Raw genomic sequence first — 16,487 nt, 5'->3', positions numbered from 1 at the left:
TCGTTCAGCAGTAATTCAGGCTGTCCTGGAATCGCGACCAGATCTTCAATTGGCTCATTGGGTGGGAAGCCAAGATCAGTTGGTCCAGCAGACCAGAAATTCCAATGCCTTCGCCGATACCATCGTCGCCATAGGCACTAAAGTTTGCGCCGCCGCCATTTGCGCCAGCTCCGGGGCCTGCGGCAGGTGCCACCTGACCGGGATCAAAATTCTCAACCAGACCTGTGACCTCTTCTGCGGAGATCACGGAACCATCAGCCAGTGTCAGTTGCGGTGGAAGTTCGCCGCCAGCCTGAGAGAAGAAGCCTTCCAGGACGATTTTCTGACCATCGGAAATGTTCGTGATTACCAGATCACTGCCTTCCTGAGAAAATACAACAAGATCAGGCTTGTCACATCAATCAGAATATTCTGTCCGCCTTCAACTTCAACAACCGTACCAGCTGAGCTTCCGCTAATGATGCCGTTTTCTGTCTTAGCCATAATTTTAATCCTATTCCCAATTCTGCCTGCCGTAACGACCGGCAGCCCTTAAACAAAATGCGCAACCATAGGCACAAATATTTTTACGATTGTGGGGGACTCTAGTGATTTCGCCAAGATCTGTCATACCCCATTTGGGTGACGAATAGAGTTTTTTTACAATTTTATCGAATTTCTATTCAATTTTTTGTCGCCCTTTTTGGGGATAGGGGATTTGCAAAATTTTTGTATATATATAAAGTGTCATCTGCAGGTTGAAAACTGTAACTGCGTTTGGTTGGCTGACAAGTCCATGGAATCAATCGCTAAATTTGTGTTACAATTCACTGCATAGCTAAGTTGGGGGCAACATAGATGTCATTGAAATTCAGAATACCTGCAGGCGAGAAAATTATCGTCAATGGGGCAGTGATCACCAATACGAGCGCAAAAGCGATGCATTTCTCGTTGGAAAACGACGCTTCGATCATGCGCGAAAGAGACATCATGCTCCCCGATCAGGTGACGACACCACTGCATAACGTCTATATGCAGGTTCAGATGATGTATATCGAGCCCCAAAATCATGCGGTACATTACAAAAACTTTCAGGAAGCCGCTCAAATGGCCTTTCTCGCCACGGATGATGAAGCTCTGCGTGAGCTGATTTTTGAAGTTGTCGGCCTTGTGGGAGAGAAAAACTTCTATAACGGTCTAAAACTCCTGCAAAAAGTGATCAAAGAATAAACTCTTTGGAATCACGCTCCTGACAATCGCATTTGTGATGTTAATTTTTGTGCGCTGCTCGGCTTTATTTATGCAATTCTAGCCACCTATCAAGCTGTTTCAGCGCTAAAATTAGACACACATAAACAAAAATAAATTCAACAAAAACAATTAGTTAAAACTAAAAAAGACACATTAGATAAAATCCAATATATCTCTTAAGACCTTGTTAGGAAATTCCTCTCATATTGGTATCACGGTTTCAAAGCAAACCGGGGCTCAAAAGAGCCGCGTCCGTCGCTAAAGCGACAAACCTTAGAAAGAGGAATTATATTATGGCTTTTTCAGTTAATACCAACTCAAACGCTATGGCCGCACTGCGGTCACTTTCAAGCACACAGAACAATCTGACAACTATTCAGTCTCAGATTCAGTCTGGTTTGAAAATCGGCAGTGCAACTGACGATCCGTCTACTTTCGTGATTGCGCAGGGCATGCGTGGTGATGTTGGCGCACTGAAAGCTGTTCAGGAAGGCCTGAACTTCGGTACAGCTACATTGAACATGGCGCTTGCTGCAGCAACTCAGGTTTCTGATCAGTTGACTGACATGCAGGCTAAAATCACTCAGGCCCAAAATGATGGTCTGGATGTTACTATCCTGCAAGATGAAGCAGATGAAATGGTAAGCCAGATCACGACAATCGTATCGTCCGCAGAATTTAACGGCATTAACCTGATTGACAATGGTGGAACAACATCTGGCATGACGGTTCTGACGGGCCTTGGTGGTGCAACTCTGTCTATTGCTGAACAGAACGCAACAACTACAGGTCTCGGTATCAATGGTCTTGATCTGTCATCAGAGAAAACAACTTTGACACTGGATAACTCACTGTCAATTTCTTCTGGTAACACCCTGACATTCGCTTTTGGTGGTGAAACACATATTTTTGAATTCTATGAAGGTGCGACTGCACTGACCTCATCTCCGGATGAAGCTAACGGCACATATGTTCATGGGGTTCAGATCGATACAGCTGCTGAATCATTCCAGGAAATGATCGGTAATCTGGCGTCCGCAATGCGAACCGAAGCCGGCCTAACGGTCAATATTGGGGAAGATGGTGTTGTCGATGTTATAGCCGCCGGGCAAACCATTACAACAACAAATGGTGTTGCAGGTGGTGTTACAGCAGCAGATGGTGTCGGCGGTGGTGGTATCGCCGCGGTTGATGCCGCGAAAACCGCAATCGGTAGTGTGCTCACCACGCTCGGTACAGCGGCGAACAGGCTTGAAAGTCAGGCTGAGTTTACTCAGGTTCTGACAGACAAGATTGAAGAAGGTCTGGGCATTCTTGTTGATGCCAACCTGGCTGAAGTTTCTGCGAAACTGCAGTCAGAACAGACAAAAGAACAGTTGGGCATTCAGTCCCTGTCTATCGCGAACGCGGCTTCTCAGTCTATCCTGGGTCTGTTCCGTTAATCAGTCACATAAAGGAGACGGCCAGATTACTGGTCGTCTCTTTTCTCTCACCATATTGGTGTTTTTCCCTATCTTATGTGACTGGATTTTACGATGTATTTTGAAGCTTACAAAAAGGCCAACCTTTCGGCCGAACAACCTGCCCAGACAGAATACCGCCTTTTTGCGGAAATCACACGGGAGTTGGAACAAGCCAACCACAGCGGCGCCACACCAGCCGCCCGCATTAACTCTTTATTTAGAAATTCACAGCTATGGTTAACACTTAAAGCTGATCTCGTTTCAGAAGAAAACGGATTGAACACGGAAACCAAAGCCGGCTTGATTTCTTTGGCACTGTGGGTTGAAAGATTTACGCCTTCTGCGATGAAAGGCAATGTTGATCTGGAGCCACTCATTTCAGTGAACAAAAATATCATGCATGGCCTTCGCTCAGCTGCAAAGCAGAAAAACGACCCTGTTCACCAGCCTCAGGAACAAGTGGGAACACAAATTTCGATCTAGGTGATGAAATGCAGTTAAGCGGAAATAGTTCACTCCTTTGGTATCAATTGGCCAATGACCAAAAAGAGTCTCACATGAAACTCTTTGAATCCCAGCCAACGACTGCACGCGACATCGAAACCTTCAAAGAAGAAATCGTAAACATCAAATCCGTAGAAGATTTGATGAAAAATCGGACATTGCTCAAAGTCACTCTATCCGCTTTCCAATTGGAAAGTGAAATTGACAAATATGCGATGGTTGAAAAAATGATGACCGAAGATCCTGCTGATGACGACAGCTTGGTCAATAAAATGGTTGAGCCCAGATGGACCAAGCTTTCAAACGCTATGTACGGACTTAATCTGGATCCTGATTTCTTTCAGAACGAAGCTAATGTAAATCTCATTCTTGATGGGTATAAAACCAACGAATTTGAAAAATTTGAAGGTGAGACAGCACCTGGCATACGCGAGGCGATGTATTTCAAGCGTGTCGCAGGGGGAGTGGAGGAAGTTTCACAAATTCTGGCAGACAAATCTTTGATGCATGTGGTTCGTGTTGGCCTTGGCCTGCCAGAGAGTTTTCAATCCCTTGAATATGAACAACAGAAAGCCCGACTTGAAAAGCAAATTGATATTGAAGATTTCAAAGATCCCGAGAAAATCGACAAAATGATCGAAAGGTTTCTGATATTTACAGAAATCAACAATACGGATGCCGCCTCAAACCCGATGCTGTCACTATTTCAACCGGTACAGTCAGGTGGATTTGTTGGTCCCATGCCACAAGGTATAAACCTGTCAGTTTGAAATTCTATTAACCCTTTGCTAACCATAAATTGCGACAGTAAGACAACTATCGCAGATTATCAGAGGGTAGAGTTCAATAATGCAGCAATCAGCCATTAATCAGGCTCTTACACAAGCAGTACAGCTGCATACTTCGGGTCAGTTAGACAAAGCTGAAACCATTTATCGTCAAATACTGGCTCAAGCTCCCAAAAACTCTGACTGCTATAATCTTTTGGGAACCCTGTATCACCAAAGAGGGAAACAGCGGATCGCCGTTGAATTGATTGAAAAAGCAATCAAAATCGGTCCCAAAAAAGCCATGTATTACAACAATTTAGGAAACGCTTACCGAGAGGCCGGTGAAAACCGGTTAGCCGAAAAAGCGTTTAGAAAAGCGCTCAAGATCGACCCCAAATATGCATCGGCTCTAAATAATCTTGGCGGCAGTCTGCTGGCATCAGGTAACCTTGCATCTGCGGCGAGCACATTTCAAAAAGTGTTAAAGCTGGACCCCAAATTCTATCCAGCCCGACATAACCTCGGGAATGTCTACTATGAAGGGGGCGACACCGAAAAAGCAATCATCTGCTACAGACAGGTTTTAAAAGAGGCCCCGGACTACACCAAAGCAGCGCGCAATTTGTCTGAAGCAAAAAAATTCACCGAGAAAGACGATGATTATGTGTTGCTGCAGAAAATGGCAGAGAAAACTGATTATACCGGAGAAAACAAAGCAAATGTTCTGTTCGCTTTTGCCAAAGCACAGGAAGATTTAAAGGAATACGAAACCGCATTTGAAACTTACATACAAGCCAACAAAGCACACCGGGAAACTTTTAAATATGACATATCGGAAACAGCGGCAGAGCTGCAGGAAATTCGCGAGACAATCTCAGAAGAGTATTTCTCAAACCATTTAAATGACGGCCAACCGAATAATAGACCCATCTTTATATTTGGAATGCCCCGTTCGGGAACTTCATTGGTCGAACAAATCCTATCTTCGCATTCTAAAGTATTTGGGGCTGGTGAGCTATACTCACTTGAGAAGACCTATTTCCACATGATCCGCAAAAAGGGAGATCGGACTTTCCGCCAGGCATTTATTGAGGAAGGGCCAACATTTCTGAAAGATTTAGGCAAAAGCTATCTCAGGGATTTACCTGCCAGTGGTTCTAAAGCAGCCTTTATCACAGACAAGATGCCGCGGAATTTTATATACGCTGGCCTCATAAAATTAATTCTGCCACAGGCTAAACTCATTCATTGTAAACGCTCACCCGAAGATACCTGCCTGTCTATCTTCAAGCGATATTTTGTCGGGCAGCAAAAATTTGCATATGATCTGGCAGAGCTTGGCCAATACTACAACTTATATCTTGAGCATATGGCTTACTGGCGAGATCTACTGGGCGAAAGCCTATTTGAAATCCAGTATGAAAACTTAATTGCTAATCAAGAAACTGAAACCAGAAAATTACTGGAATATAGTGGGCTTGAATGGGAAGATGCGTGCCTTGAGTTTCATAAAACACGACGGGTTGTGCGCACCGCAAGCACGGATCAGGTACGCCAACCTATTTACACCTCGTCCATTGAAGGCTGGCGCCGTTATGAAACGCAGCTTGCACCGCTCCTGAAAGAACTAAACACTGGGCTTTAGAACATAATCAGTTATCCAGAACAGGCTCTAGTGTATCCAGCAAAGGTTTCAATAACTCCCCATAACGTTCATATCGACCAATTGAACTGTTATAAATGGGCTGACGAACTTGCGTGGAACTGGCAGTATGCACGTTTCTTTTCGTCTTATGAAAATCAAGGCAACGGTCATCCCATTCCAGCCCGACATGGTCAATAATGCGACGGGCCTGTCCCTCCAAATCGGCGACAACGTCTTCATATTGAACCGTTAGAAAGCGACCTGGAAGCACTTTTTCCCAATGTTTCATAAGGCGATCATAAGCAAGATAGTAACGCCCCATGTCTTGCAAACTATATGTATATTCCATCTTTTCGCCGAACAATATCCTAAAGTTCGAAAGGCAAGTATCGATCGGGTTCCGACGACAATGGATAATTTTGGCGTTCGGCATCAACATATGGATCAAACCAATAAACCTGAAATTTTGAGGCATTTTGTCAGTAATGTGTTTCGCTTTTGAGTCATATTTTCTAAGCTCGTCAATAAACACATTACCGCGGCGCCTGACTTCCGCTTCAAATTTTTTTAATACTGTTTCTTCTGTAGGGAAAAAGCCCGAATTATTAACTGCCAATCCGTTAGCAGCAGTACTTAAAAGTTTTAATTCTCCCGCACCGAATACTTCTGGATGGCTTGCCAAAATCTGTTCTGTCAGCGTGGTTCCCGACCGTGGGACCCCAAGAACAAATATTGGTAAGTCTGACTGCGCCCCGACTTCAGTTCTTTCCTGCCAATTACCGTTTTCCGGGAAAACAGTTTCCATTTTCCGCATCATATCTTCAGCGGACTCTACTTTATATGAGATAGACTTACGCTTAATTTCATTTCCCTTTAAGTAATGTCCAAATCCCACCTTATAATCTTTGATATCCTCATAATATTTTCCCAAACCAAAATGCATATTCATCTGATCTGTTTCTGACATTTCACTTAATTTAGCTTCGGCAGATTTCATTAATTTGGAAAACTTATCACCTTCTTTAAATTTATGACCTGTCGCGATGTTATAGTAAGCCTTTCCAAACAATGGATTGGCTTTTACAGCCCGCTCAAAGAAAGGCATGCTCTCATCCATTTTACCAAGTACTGTAAGCACACTCCCTTTGTTGTTTAGTGCCTCGTGGTAATTGGGTTTCAAGCGCAGGCTCTTATTAATCGCGACTAATGCTTCTTCGTGCCGGTTTAAGAATTTTAACGCGATTGAATAATTATTTAGGGTAATCGGAGCATCAGGAGCCACGGACAAAGCTTTTTCAAAAAGGAGTGCTGCCTCTGAATACTTATCCATTTGCAGCGCAATTCCGCCCAGTAGGTGCAATGGGTCCGCATATTTAGGGTACATTGCAAGCGCAAGTTTACACGCCTTCTCAGCTTCACCGAATTTACCAATTGCATAAGCAGTATCAGCCAACGTCATTAAATTTTTAAGCTGCACCAGTTGTTCATTGGTCAAACCTGTTGACGCGGGTGACAAAACAAGTTTTTTGGCTTCTTTTTTCTGTTTTAACGCCTGTTTCCTTTTCAAAGCCCTATTCAAGGCACCCTCCAACTTAAGATCTGAGTGTTTTAAACATTATGGAGGGTTATGGTTAACAGAGTGTCAATCAATCAGTCCATGTTCAGCATTTCATAAAACAGGTTTTAACGCTTCCACCAAGGGGTTCAGCAATTCACTGTAGCGCTCATACTGACCGATAGAAGATTTATAAATTGGTTGGCGTACCTGATTGGTGCTTGCTGTCAATACCATTCGGTTTTGTTTATAAAAAGTCTAGATAACTAGGATCCCAGGCTAACTCTAAAAATTGAAACAAGTTTTTAGCCTCTTCTTCCGGCTTTGCAATCAATGCTTCATAATTAACTTCATATAGGCGGTCATGGGGCAAAACTGACTTCCAGTACTCCATAAGATCAGCATAACCGACATAATATTCCCCCAGTTTTTCTAGGGAATTAGTGAAATAAAGTTTACCTTCATACTGTTTTTTGAAGTTGGAAAAACAAGTATCTATTGGATTTCTCGTAACATGAATTACCTTTGCCTGAGGTGCCAAGATATGTTTGAGTCCGAGGAGCAGGAAATTGGTCGGCAATTTGTCGGTAACATAACGAGAAGTCGGACTGATACGTCTCATGGTACTTATCAGTTCTTCAGATAAATCAGCGATCGACCTCTCCAACTGCCAGGTGTCTTCGCTGCCCCAAGAAGATCCAGTAAATGCCTTCTTCTGCAAACCCTGAAATTTTGAATTCAATCTCGGGAGCAAAGTCAATTCACCAGCCCCGTGAACCTCTGAGCTTGATGCCAGTATCTGCTCAATAAGGCTGGTCCCGATCTTGGCATACCCACGATAAAAATAGGAAACGATGTATCCAAAGCTGGCTTTTTAAGATTGGATATCCAGAAACTATCTTTTGAAAAGGTTTTCTTTAATCCCTCCATCCTTTCTAAATCACTGCCAACCGAGTAGTTAATTCCTTGATTAGAGAGGCCGTTTCCGTTTTCAAAATTCTGAAAGGCTTCGGCATACTCTTTCAGATCTTCAAAATATTTACCAAGTGCGAAAAACGCATGACGCTGATCCACTTTTCGCTTCATATTTTTCACAATATTTTTGTTCAAATTGATGAACAAATTGCCAAAATCATCTCCACGCGCAAACTTGTGCATTGACGCTAAATTAAAATAGGCCCGCCCATAGTCAGGAAAACTCTTGATCAGTCGTGCTAAAATAGCCTTAGCCTCATCAACTTTCCCCAATTCATTCAACAAAGTGGCTTTATTGTTCAGCGCCATTTTTGAGTTGGGCTCCAGCTTCAAAGCGGTGTTAATCGCGCTTAAAGCTTCGCTTTCTTGGCGGCAATTTTTCAACGCCACACTGTATGACATCCATCTTTCAGCCACACCTGGCAAAATATCCAGTGACTGCCTCATAAATTCGGCCGCTTGCTCAAAATTGCTGCGTTTAAAGCAGACCATAGACAAAATAGCCAGAGCCGTTGCATGTTTTGGATATAACGACAATGAATGGCTGGCGAAATGTTCAGCAGCGACCAAGTCTCCCGCCTGCAGAGCCATTGCAGACCGCTGTGCTGCCGCTTACATCTGCCTAAACTGAACTGTATCGAGTTTCGTATTTATGGGGGTCAGTTTTTGGATCGCTGGGCTCTTTCTTTTTTTCTCTTTCGTCAGCTGTTTGCGTCGTAAATTTCTATTCATAATCTATCCAATTACACAGGTAAAATTCACCGAACCACATGAAAGAGAACATAGCAATATTATTATAGGGAACAAACTAAACTCGGTCAGCCAGTAGAGAGGCAAGAGATTCCGAGCTGAGCAGTTTTTTCCTACCTGGACGCAAAATTCAATAGATAAAATTTTACGAAAAACCATGCAATAACCACTTTTTTTGGCAGTTTTAAAGGGCTCCAAAAAACTGGCACACCTGTTGCAAATAATTCGGCGAGTGAGTTTGCGATCAAATGATTGCTCGTTGAAATTGCTACAGGAGAAAGAAAATGGCTTTTTCAGTAAATACAAACGTAACGGCAATGGCGGCGCTCCGTACATTGAGACGACACAAAGTGCGCTGAATTCAGTTCAGCGGCAAATTGAGACAGGATTAAAAGTCGCGGAAGCAAAAGATGATCCGTCCACCTTTACAATTGCCCAAGGTATGCGCGGAGACGTTGGATCCTTGAAAGCAATTCAGGAAGGCTTGTCTTTTGGACAAGCGACTGTCAATATGGCAAATGCTGGCGCGCTTCAGATTTCCGAAGTCATTATCGACTTGAACAAAAAAGTAACGCAAGCCTTTAACGATGGCCTTGATGTCACGATCTTGCAAGAAGAAGCAGATGCACTTGTTGCTCAAATCACTTCCATTGTGAACACCACAATATTTAACGGTGTAAACCTGATCGATGGTTCAGGAACGGATCTGGAAGTCTTGTCAGCACTTGGTGGTGTCACCCAAACAGTGTCCGCACAGGATGCAACCGCAGCGACACTTGGACTTTCAAACTTTGACCTTTCCGGTCAGGCAGCGACCCTTACATTGGACAATACGTTTTCCGTCACTGAAGACGATACGATTACTCTGACGCTTGCAAGTGGTGACGTACATATCTTCGAAATCACCGAAGATGGTGGACCACTTACCTCTTCCGTGGACGAGGCAAATGGCATTTACGTCCATGCAGTTACCGTTGACACAGCAACCCAATCCAACAACCAGATGGTGGGCATCATCGCAAATGTGATGCGCCAGGAAGGATTTGCCGTCACCATTGAAGAAGATGGCGTCATCGAAATTGCACATGGTGAAACCGTTGCTGCTGCCACCACCCTCACAGGTGCAACAGCGGCTGCAATTGCCGGCAACCCCATCGCAGTTCTGGATAATGCGGAAACGCTTGTTGGTCAGATTATGACCACGCTGGGCACCGCAGCCAATCGCCTTGATACACAGAGCGAGTTCACGCAGTTGCTTGTGGATAAACTTGAAGAAGGCCTGGGCATTCTTGTCGATGCAAACCTTGCGGAAGCTAGCGCTGAGCTGCAAGCCCTGCAGACCAAAGAACAGCTCGGAATTCAGTCACTCTCGATCGCAAATGCGCGGCCGCAGTCAATTCTCTCTCTATTCCAGTAAGGTAACGGATTTGTAAGGAATTTCATTCAGAATAACTTGCAAACTCAGGGATAGTAAGAGTTAAACAATGTCTGTAGCAGCATATCAAAAAGCTAATCAGAGTACCGAAACTCCAAAACAGACGGAATATCGGGCATTCGCAATCTTCACTCGAGCTTTGGAAGAAGCTGAGGCGAAAGGTCCAGTCGCAGTCGTGAAGGCAGTCGCCGACAATCGCCAACTTTGGCTCACACTGCAAGTGGACCTCGCTTCCGAGGAAAACAAGCTTCCCCTGGAACTCAGGGCTCAGCTTCTCTCCATAGCGATTTGGGTGAATAAATACAGCGTTGACGCCATGAAAGGTGAAGCTTCTCTTGAACCACTGATTACGGTTAACAAACAAATAATGGAAGGCCTAAGGGGATCACCAACAGCGCAGCAGGAAGCGCCGCAGACAGAAGCACGAACCGACTAACTCAACCAACTTATATTTATTGACTGTTCAATTCAGTCAGCTCTCCCAGAATTTATTTTGAAATCCACTCAATGAGTGTTTACTCTGAACTGATCAGCAAATTTAAATGATCGGCAGAGAAATCATGAGCTGGAAAAAAGAAGTCCAGGAACTGGAAAAGCTTCGTGCAAAAGCTCTTGCAATGGGCGGCAAGGAAGCATTGGAAAAACACCATGCCAAAGGACGTCTTGGCGTTCGCGAGCGCATTGACATCTTGCTTGATAAAAACAGCTTTCAGGAACATGGATCAATCGCTGGGGGCGCAGAAAGGGACGATGAAGGCAAACTTCTGGATTTTACCCCTGCAAATTATGTGACGGGCCTTGGCACAATAGAAAACCGTCCCGTTGCCGTCGGCGGAGAAGACTTTACGGTAAAAGGTGGCTCTCCGAACGCGGCGGGATTGCGCAAGAGCATTTATGCCGAAGAATTGGCGCTTCAGTATAAACGCCCACTCATTAGGCTTTTAGAAGGTGGCGGTGGTAGTGTCGCTGGCGCGAAAAGTAGTGGTCCGGTCGGCAACCCTGTCTATGAACGCCCCAGATTTCAGCCAATATCCAAAATTTTAAGCGTTGCTCCTGTTGCATCAGCCGCCCTTGGTCCGGTTGCAGGCTTTCCAGCCGCTAGATTTGCAGCGTCACATTTCTCGGTTATGACCAAAGAAACAGCGCAGATTTTAATCGCTGGTCCGGCTGTAGTCTCCCGTGCACTTGACAAGAACCTGACAAAGGAAGATTTGGGAAGTGCAAAAATTCATAGCAAGAACGGAGTTGCCACAAATATCGCCAAGGATGAAGTGGACGCACTGGAACAGATCAAAACGTTTCTAAGCTTCCTGCCTACAAATGTCTGGCAATTACCGCCCGTAGTCACTTGCACAGATGATGTTGGTCGCTGTGCAGACGAGTTACTCGACATCGTGCCTAAAAATCGTCGCCAGCCTTTTAATATGCGGAAATTGATCAAGCACGTCGTCGACAATGGCTTCCTCTTTGAAATGAATAAATCATACGGACCTAGTCTTATCACCGCATTCGCGCGTATGAACGGACAAGCCGTTGGTGTCATCGGGAATGATTGCAAATACTACGCGGGAGCAATGGGAGCAAACGCAGCGATTAAGGTTCGGCGCTTTATTGAGCTGTGCGATATTTTCCATCTGCCAATTATAAATTTCGTCGACGAGCCCGGCTTCATGATCGGACCAGATTCAGAACAGGCCGGCACTATTCGCTTTGGAACTTCTGCTGTTGCTACAGCTGTATCTTCGGTTGTGCCGTGGGCGAGCATTATTGTCAAAAAAGCGTTCGGAGTTGCAGCTGCAGCCCATTTCAGCGACAACAGCTACACAATAGCATGGCCGAGTGCGGAAATGGGCGCCCTACCGGTTGAGGGTGGTGTAGCGGTCGCCTTTAGAAGACAGATTGAGCAATCAGACGACCCTGAGCGTACCCGCACAGAATTGGAGGCAGAACTTGCCGCCAAGCAATCACCCCTACCACGCGGAGAGAGCTTTAGTGTCCATGACGTGATCGACCCGCGTGAAACGAGACCACATTTGTGTAATTGGATTGAATGGATCCGACCCGGACTGGAAGAATTAAAAGGACCAGTAACATTTGGATACAGGCCATAAAGATATCTGGAGGAACTAAATGACTGCAAAAATGACCGTAAAAATAGAAGGCTGGGAAAACGGAAGTCCTATTCCGGGGAAATTTGCTTTTGGTATTCCAGCGGAAGAAGGGCATGTCCAGTTGAGCACGAACATAAACCCAAAAATCACATGGGAAGGTACACCTGCAGGTACAAAATCTTTTGCAATTATATGCCATGACCCTGATGTGCCATCAGTTGGCGATGATGTTAATCAGGAGGGAAAAACTGTTCCAGCTGATTTACCGCGCGTTGATTTCTATCATTGGGTGCTCGTGGATATTGACGCGTCGCGAAACCAGATCGACGAAGGTGAAGACAGCAAGGAAATTACAGCAGGAGGCAAATCACCGGGCACAAAAAGTTACGGGTTAAGTGGGCTGAACAACTACACAGACTGGTTTGCCGGCGATGCGACATGGGCGGAAAATATGCAGGCTATGACGGCCCTTGCCCCCCATGGAATGACAGTATTGTTCACCACTACCATTTTACAGTCTACGCTCTGGATATAGAAACGCTTGGCTTAACTGGCGACTTTGGTGGGCCTGAAGCTCTGGCCGCTATGGAAGGTCACATTTTAGCCAAAGGCTCTTACATAGGAACATATAGTCTCAACCCGGCGGTACCCGCCTAACCCGTTATTTTTCGACTGATCGCCCTTCCAAGAAACCGCATTTTGGTACCAACCGGGAACCGTTTGAAATTAGTTTGAACGGTTCCCTTCGTAAACGCCGTTTTCTTTGCATAGTCTATCAGCACATTCACAATTACCGGTCTGCCACTCCGTGCAATTTTCAAGGCCTCCTGAGCTACATTAGGGCAAGCGTCATTTTCCAGGATCTCAAGATATTCAGCACCCGTTGCCTGCGCAACTCCGGCAATATCAAGACCGCCCATTATCGTGCATGTTTTGCGATTGTAGGGTAACTCCTGTGCTTGAGCAATCTGTGACAACTCGCCGTCATTAAAGACATAAACGACAACCCCTATATTATTTCGGCTGGCCGTCAGCAACTCCATGCATGTCATAGTGAAGGCCCCATCCCCGACTATTGCAACAACATCCCTTTCAGGTTGTGCCAGTTTGGCACCAATTGATGCCGGAACAGCATATCCCATGCAATTAAAGTCAGACGGGCAAATAAATCCGGCTTCACTTGTAATTGGCATAAGCTCTGCTGCAAGAAACGTATGGTTCCCATCATCTACACAACAATACCATTGCTGGGCAAAGCTTCGCGAACACCATCAAATAAATGAACCGGATTTACCCTCTCGCCAGATTGATGAGCCGCCCACTCAGCTTGATAGGCCGCTTTTTTATCCGCGATCAGTTGACGAACTGCATTTCCATCGCGCAACTGTTGCCCTGCATCATTCCCAAGCTCTTTCAGCAAATCGGTTACAATAACTTCTGCATCACCGCAAAGACCTGCTTTCGCGGGATAATTAGCCCCGATTGCTGCTGGATTAATATCAATATGAACCAGATTTTCCGGCACGGTTACACCAAAGCTACCGGTTGGAATTTCACTAAAGCGAGTACCGATGGCGAGCAAGCAGTCACATCCATCAAAACTCTCGCTGGCTGCAGGCACAGATGAGGGACCAAACCCCATACCGGTATGGAGAGGTTGATCAGCCGGAAATACAGATAAACCTTGCAGCGTTGTTGCTACAGGTGCATCCAGAAGTTCCGCCAGCTTCACAAGGTCTGCACGGGCTTTACGCGCCCCCCAACCTACAAAAATTGCAGGTTTCTTCGCCGACCTGAGCAGTTCGACAGCCTTTTGCAAAGCCTCCTGATCGTATGCTGAAGCGGTATCAACGGGGTTGTAGGGCGGCATGGACGTTACGTCACCTGTCATCAGTTGAATATTGACAGGGATCTCCACAAAAACGGGACCGGGCTCTCCTCCATTCGCAACTTCAAAGGCCTCGTACAACATCGGGATCACATCCTCATGCCGCTCGACCAGAAAAGTCCTTTTGGTCAGGCCCGACATGAATTTATGCTGATCCATCTGATGCAGTTGATAGGTGAATTCCAGATCATTACGAACACCGCCGCAAATGACCAACATGGGAATACCATCAAGAAACGCTTCGCCAATACCGCTCGCTGCATGGGTGAGCCCCGCGGCAGGCACAACAACCAAGGTTCCAATACTATCGCTCACACGGCTAACTGCGTCTGCCATAAAGGCAGCACCTGCCTCATGCGTAACAAGGTGAGGGGTTATTTTTTTGGAAATATTCAATTGATCATAAAGCTCGGTGTTATGGACACCGGGAATTCCAAAAGTATGGCGGACTCCAATTTGTTCCAGTGCGAAACGTGCAAGCTCTGCACCTGTTTTCTTCATACTAAATCTCCCGCAATTTTTTGAGCAGCATACCGTGCAGTCAGGACACAGCCTCCCAGAAATGTTCCCTCAAGCGCCCGCTGCCCGTGAACGCCGCCACCTCCAAATCCTGCGGCCTCTCCAACCGCGAACAGACCGTCGATCGGATAACCCTCCTCACCCAAAACCTGACCGTCCAAATTGGTTTGGATACCCCCAAGGCTTTTTCGGCTGATGATAAACTGGCGAATGGCGATCAGAGGCATTGCTTTAGGGTCCAAAATTTTCTGATCTTTAGCGATACGAACCCTGTCTCCACGATATTGTCGAAGATGGGCAATACGCCTCAATTGTTCATCATTACGGTATTTTACCGGCCGATCCAGCTGAGCATCATATGCTGAGATCTCACGCAAAAGCGTTTCAGCCTCCACTTTCACAGGGTTTTCGAGGGCGTTCATTTTCTCGGCCAGTTCTTCAACTGTCGAACCGGTGACAAAATCTACACAGTTTTCGACCATGTCATCGACCAGCTCCCGGTTCCCAAACAGGATCGTTTTCAGAAACTTCAATTTCTTCTTATCCCTGACAGATGGATTGGACTCGGCACCGGAAATCGCGAGCTCCTTTAACGCAATTTTCCTGTTCAAAATCGCCCAGGAATATTTCTGTTCCTGCTCACACACACGCCGAACCAGCTCCCAGGTATCATATCCTGACACCAGGGGTTCTGGCCCGAAACGGGTCCCTTGTGCAGTCATCCAAAGTGCCGATTTAGGTGGAACAAGACTAAGGCCGTGGCGCGGTTTACGTGGTCTGGGATGGTGAACACCCGCCGCATAATCCCACATTTTTTCCAAATGTGTCACATTGCCCCCAACTTGGGTCACAGCATCATGCAGGAGACCATCCGCAAATTGGTGTGAACCGTTTAATATTACCTCGGGTGACTGCCCCCAAGCAGGCTGCCAATGGTTGCGGACCTTCTGGTCACACCCATTTATGCCCCCGCTTGCGACAACCACGACATCGGCATCATAAGAAAACGGCTCCCCCCCTCTTCTATAACTCCCTGAACACCGCTAATACGGCCGGCCGTTCGTAACAACTCCTCCACACGATGTTCATAAAGCACTTTGACCCGACCGGAGGTAATATGTTTCTTCAGGTGGGTTATATGGACATTGGCCAATTCCTGACCGGTTCCCCACACCAGATGAAAGCGCGGGTATGAATTGCCGGGTACATACATGCCCCGCTCGACCCAATTGACTACCGGAAAAAATTCAATTCCACGTTTTTTTACGACTTCGTAGATATCGGGAATACAACGTTCAATATATGTTTTCGCCCACGCTTTAGGCCAATGATCAGCATCATCAAAATTGGCAAATCGCGTCCAGTCTCCAAGGGCAAGTTCAGCGCTATCCTTGATTTTGGCCTTTCGCTGTTCGGGACTGTCGACGAAGAACATGCCTCCAAAGCTCTCTTTCGCCAGCCCGCCAAACTTCTCCTCTACATCCCTGTCCAGAATAAGGCAGCTTAAACCTGCCTCAGCAATCTCAAGCGCCGTAATTATTCCTGACAGCCCCCCACCTATTATGATGGCATTGTAATGTTCCGCCATATCCAAGCCTGTTCGCTGCTTCCACCCCGTACTATAATGAAAGCAGAAACCGCA

The 16,487-nt window shown here is 45.9% G+C and carries 13 protein-coding genes and 3 pseudogenes; 9 read left to right on the top strand and 7 right to left on the bottom strand.

The window, feature by feature from the left end; translation table 11 throughout:
• Positions 1-4: 4 nt before the first annotated feature.
• Positions 5-247, bottom strand: coding sequence for a hypothetical protein (locus JCM23214_RS05595; protein WP_025898056.1), 243 nt, complete (start codon positions 245-247; stop codon positions 5-7).
• 98 nt (positions 248-345) lie between these two features.
• Complete coding sequence (locus tag JCM23214_RS23430) at positions 346-483, bottom strand: hypothetical protein (protein ID WP_159104303.1); 138 nt, start codon at positions 481-483, stop codon at positions 346-348.
• Between the two features lie 354 nt (positions 484-837).
• Between JCM23214_RS23430 and JCM23214_RS22150 the strand changes: the two genes are divergently transcribed.
• From JCM23214_RS22150 to JCM23214_RS05565, 5 genes are all read left to right on the top strand, one after another.
• On the top strand, positions 838-1,209 hold the full coding sequence (locus JCM23214_RS22150; RefSeq protein WP_025898055.1) for a flagellar biosynthesis repressor FlbT: 372 nt from the start codon (positions 838-840) through the stop codon (positions 1,207-1,209).
• Between the two features lie 314 nt (positions 1,210-1,523).
• Positions 1,524-2,672, top strand: a complete 1,149-nt coding sequence (locus JCM23214_RS05580) for a flagellin N-terminal helical domain-containing protein (protein ID WP_025898054.1) — start codon at positions 1,524-1,526, stop codon at positions 2,670-2,672.
• 93 nt (positions 2,673-2,765) lie between these two features.
• Positions 2,766-3,176: a flagellar biosynthesis regulator FlaF gene (locus tag JCM23214_RS05575; protein WP_025898053.1), complete on the top strand. Its 411-nt coding sequence runs from the start codon at positions 2,766-2,768 to the stop codon at positions 3,174-3,176.
• Positions 3,177-3,250: 74 nt separating this feature from the next.
• Positions 3,251-3,967 carry a DUF1217 domain-containing protein gene (locus tag JCM23214_RS05570; protein ID WP_159104302.1) on the top strand — a complete coding sequence of 239 codons (717 nt, stop codon included), beginning with the start codon at positions 3,251-3,253 and terminating at the stop codon, positions 3,965-3,967.
• A gap of 79 nt (positions 3,968-4,046) precedes the next feature.
• The gene (locus JCM23214_RS05565; protein ID WP_025898049.1) at positions 4,047-5,612 is read left to right on the top strand and encodes a tetratricopeptide repeat-containing sulfotransferase family protein; all 1,566 of its coding nucleotides are present in this window, start codon (positions 4,047-4,049) and stop codon (positions 5,610-5,612) included.
• Positions 5,613-5,619: 7 nt separating this feature from the next.
• On the opposite strand, the gene JCM23214_RS05560 is transcribed toward JCM23214_RS05565, so the two are convergent.
• The 3 genes from JCM23214_RS05560 to JCM23214_RS05550 form a co-directional block, all read right to left on the bottom strand.
• Positions 5,620-7,191, bottom strand: coding sequence for a tetratricopeptide repeat-containing sulfotransferase family protein (locus tag JCM23214_RS05560; RefSeq protein WP_148301774.1), 1,572 nt, complete (start codon positions 7,189-7,191; stop codon positions 5,620-5,622).
• Positions 7,192-7,414: 223 nt separating this feature from the next.
• Positions 7,415-7,963 (bottom strand): sulfotransferase family protein, encoded by a 549-nt coding sequence (locus tag JCM23214_RS05555; RefSeq protein ID WP_234397674.1) that lies wholly within the window; start codon positions 7,961-7,963, stop codon positions 7,415-7,417.
• Positions 7,924-8,733 (bottom strand): tetratricopeptide repeat protein, encoded by an 810-nt coding sequence (locus tag JCM23214_RS05550; RefSeq protein ID WP_025898043.1) that lies wholly within the window; start codon positions 8,731-8,733, stop codon positions 7,924-7,926. The genes JCM23214_RS05555 and JCM23214_RS05550 overlap by 40 nt, the downstream gene beginning before the upstream one ends.
• Positions 8,734-9,151: 418 nt before the next feature.
• Between JCM23214_RS05550 and JCM23214_RS05545 the strand changes: the two genes are divergently transcribed.
• From JCM23214_RS05545 to JCM23214_RS19260, 4 genes and pseudogenes are all read left to right on the top strand, one after another.
• Complete coding sequence (locus tag JCM23214_RS05545) at positions 9,152-10,309, top strand: flagellin N-terminal helical domain-containing protein (RefSeq protein ID WP_159104301.1); 1,158 nt, start codon at positions 9,152-9,154, stop codon at positions 10,307-10,309.
• A gap of 67 nt (positions 10,310-10,376) precedes the next feature.
• Entirely contained in the window at positions 10,377-10,763 is a 387-nt protein-coding gene (gene flaF, locus JCM23214_RS05540) for a flagellar biosynthesis regulator FlaF (protein ID WP_025898041.1), read from the top strand.
• A 124-nt stretch (positions 10,764-10,887) separates the two neighbouring features.
• On the top strand, positions 10,888-12,438 hold the full coding sequence (locus JCM23214_RS05535; RefSeq protein WP_025898040.1) for an acyl-CoA carboxylase subunit beta: 1,551 nt from the start codon (positions 10,888-10,890) through the stop codon (positions 12,436-12,438).
• Positions 12,439-12,469: 31 nt separating this feature from the next.
• Positions 12,470-13,095, top strand: a pseudogene (locus tag JCM23214_RS19260) (YbhB/YbcL family Raf kinase inhibitor-like protein).
• Here the strand turns inward: JCM23214_RS19260 and JCM23214_RS19255 are convergent.
• Both JCM23214_RS19255 and JCM23214_RS25280 read right to left on the bottom strand, forming a co-directional pair.
• Positions 13,092-14,827: pseudogene (locus JCM23214_RS19255) on the bottom strand (thiamine pyrophosphate-binding protein). The pseudogenes JCM23214_RS19260 and JCM23214_RS19255 overlap by 4 nt on opposite strands.
• Positions 14,824-16,433 (bottom strand): annotated as a pseudogene (locus JCM23214_RS25280) (FAD-binding dehydrogenase). Before JCM23214_RS25280 ends, JCM23214_RS19255 begins: the two co-directional pseudogenes overlap by 4 nt.
• Positions 16,434-16,487 lie beyond the last annotated feature (54 nt).

The organism is Sneathiella glossodoripedis JCM 23214 (genome assembly GCF_000616095.1).
In the GTDB taxonomy this organism is placed as follows: domain Bacteria; phylum Pseudomonadota; class Alphaproteobacteria; order Sneathiellales; family Sneathiellaceae; genus Sneathiella; species Sneathiella glossodoripedis.
Note: the sequence above shows the minus strand (reverse complement) of the source record. Positions and strands in the feature narration are given on the sequence as shown.

Bases quoted from the DNA above. Each gene is read 5' to 3' on its own strand.
- JCM23214_RS23430 (WP_159104303.1), bottom strand. From the start codon at position 483: ATGGCTAAGACAGAAAACGGCATCATTAGCGGAAGCTCAGCTGGTACG.
- JCM23214_RS22150 (WP_025898055.1), top strand. From the start codon at position 838: ATGTCATTGAAATTCAGAATACCTGCAGGCGAGAAAATTATCGTCAAT.
- JCM23214_RS05580 (WP_025898054.1), top strand. From the start codon at position 1,524: ATGGCTTTTTCAGTTAATACCAACTCAAACGCTATGGCCGCACTGCGG.
- JCM23214_RS05575 (WP_025898053.1), top strand. From the start codon at position 2,766: ATGTATTTTGAAGCTTACAAAAAGGCCAACCTTTCGGCCGAACAACCT.
- JCM23214_RS05570 (WP_159104302.1), top strand. From the start codon at position 3,251: ATGAAACTCTTTGAATCCCAGCCAACGACTGCACGCGACATCGAAACC.
- JCM23214_RS05565 (WP_025898049.1), top strand. From the start codon at position 4,047: ATGCAGCAATCAGCCATTAATCAGGCTCTTACACAAGCAGTACAGCTG.
- JCM23214_RS05550 (WP_025898043.1), bottom strand. From the start codon at position 8,733: ATGGCTCTGCAGGCGGGAGACTTGGTCGCTGCTGAACATTTCGCCAGC.
- flaF (WP_025898041.1), top strand. From the start codon at position 10,377: ATGTCTGTAGCAGCATATCAAAAAGCTAATCAGAGTACCGAAACTCCA.
- JCM23214_RS05535 (WP_025898040.1), top strand. From the start codon at position 10,888: ATGAGCTGGAAAAAAGAAGTCCAGGAACTGGAAAAGCTTCGTGCAAAA.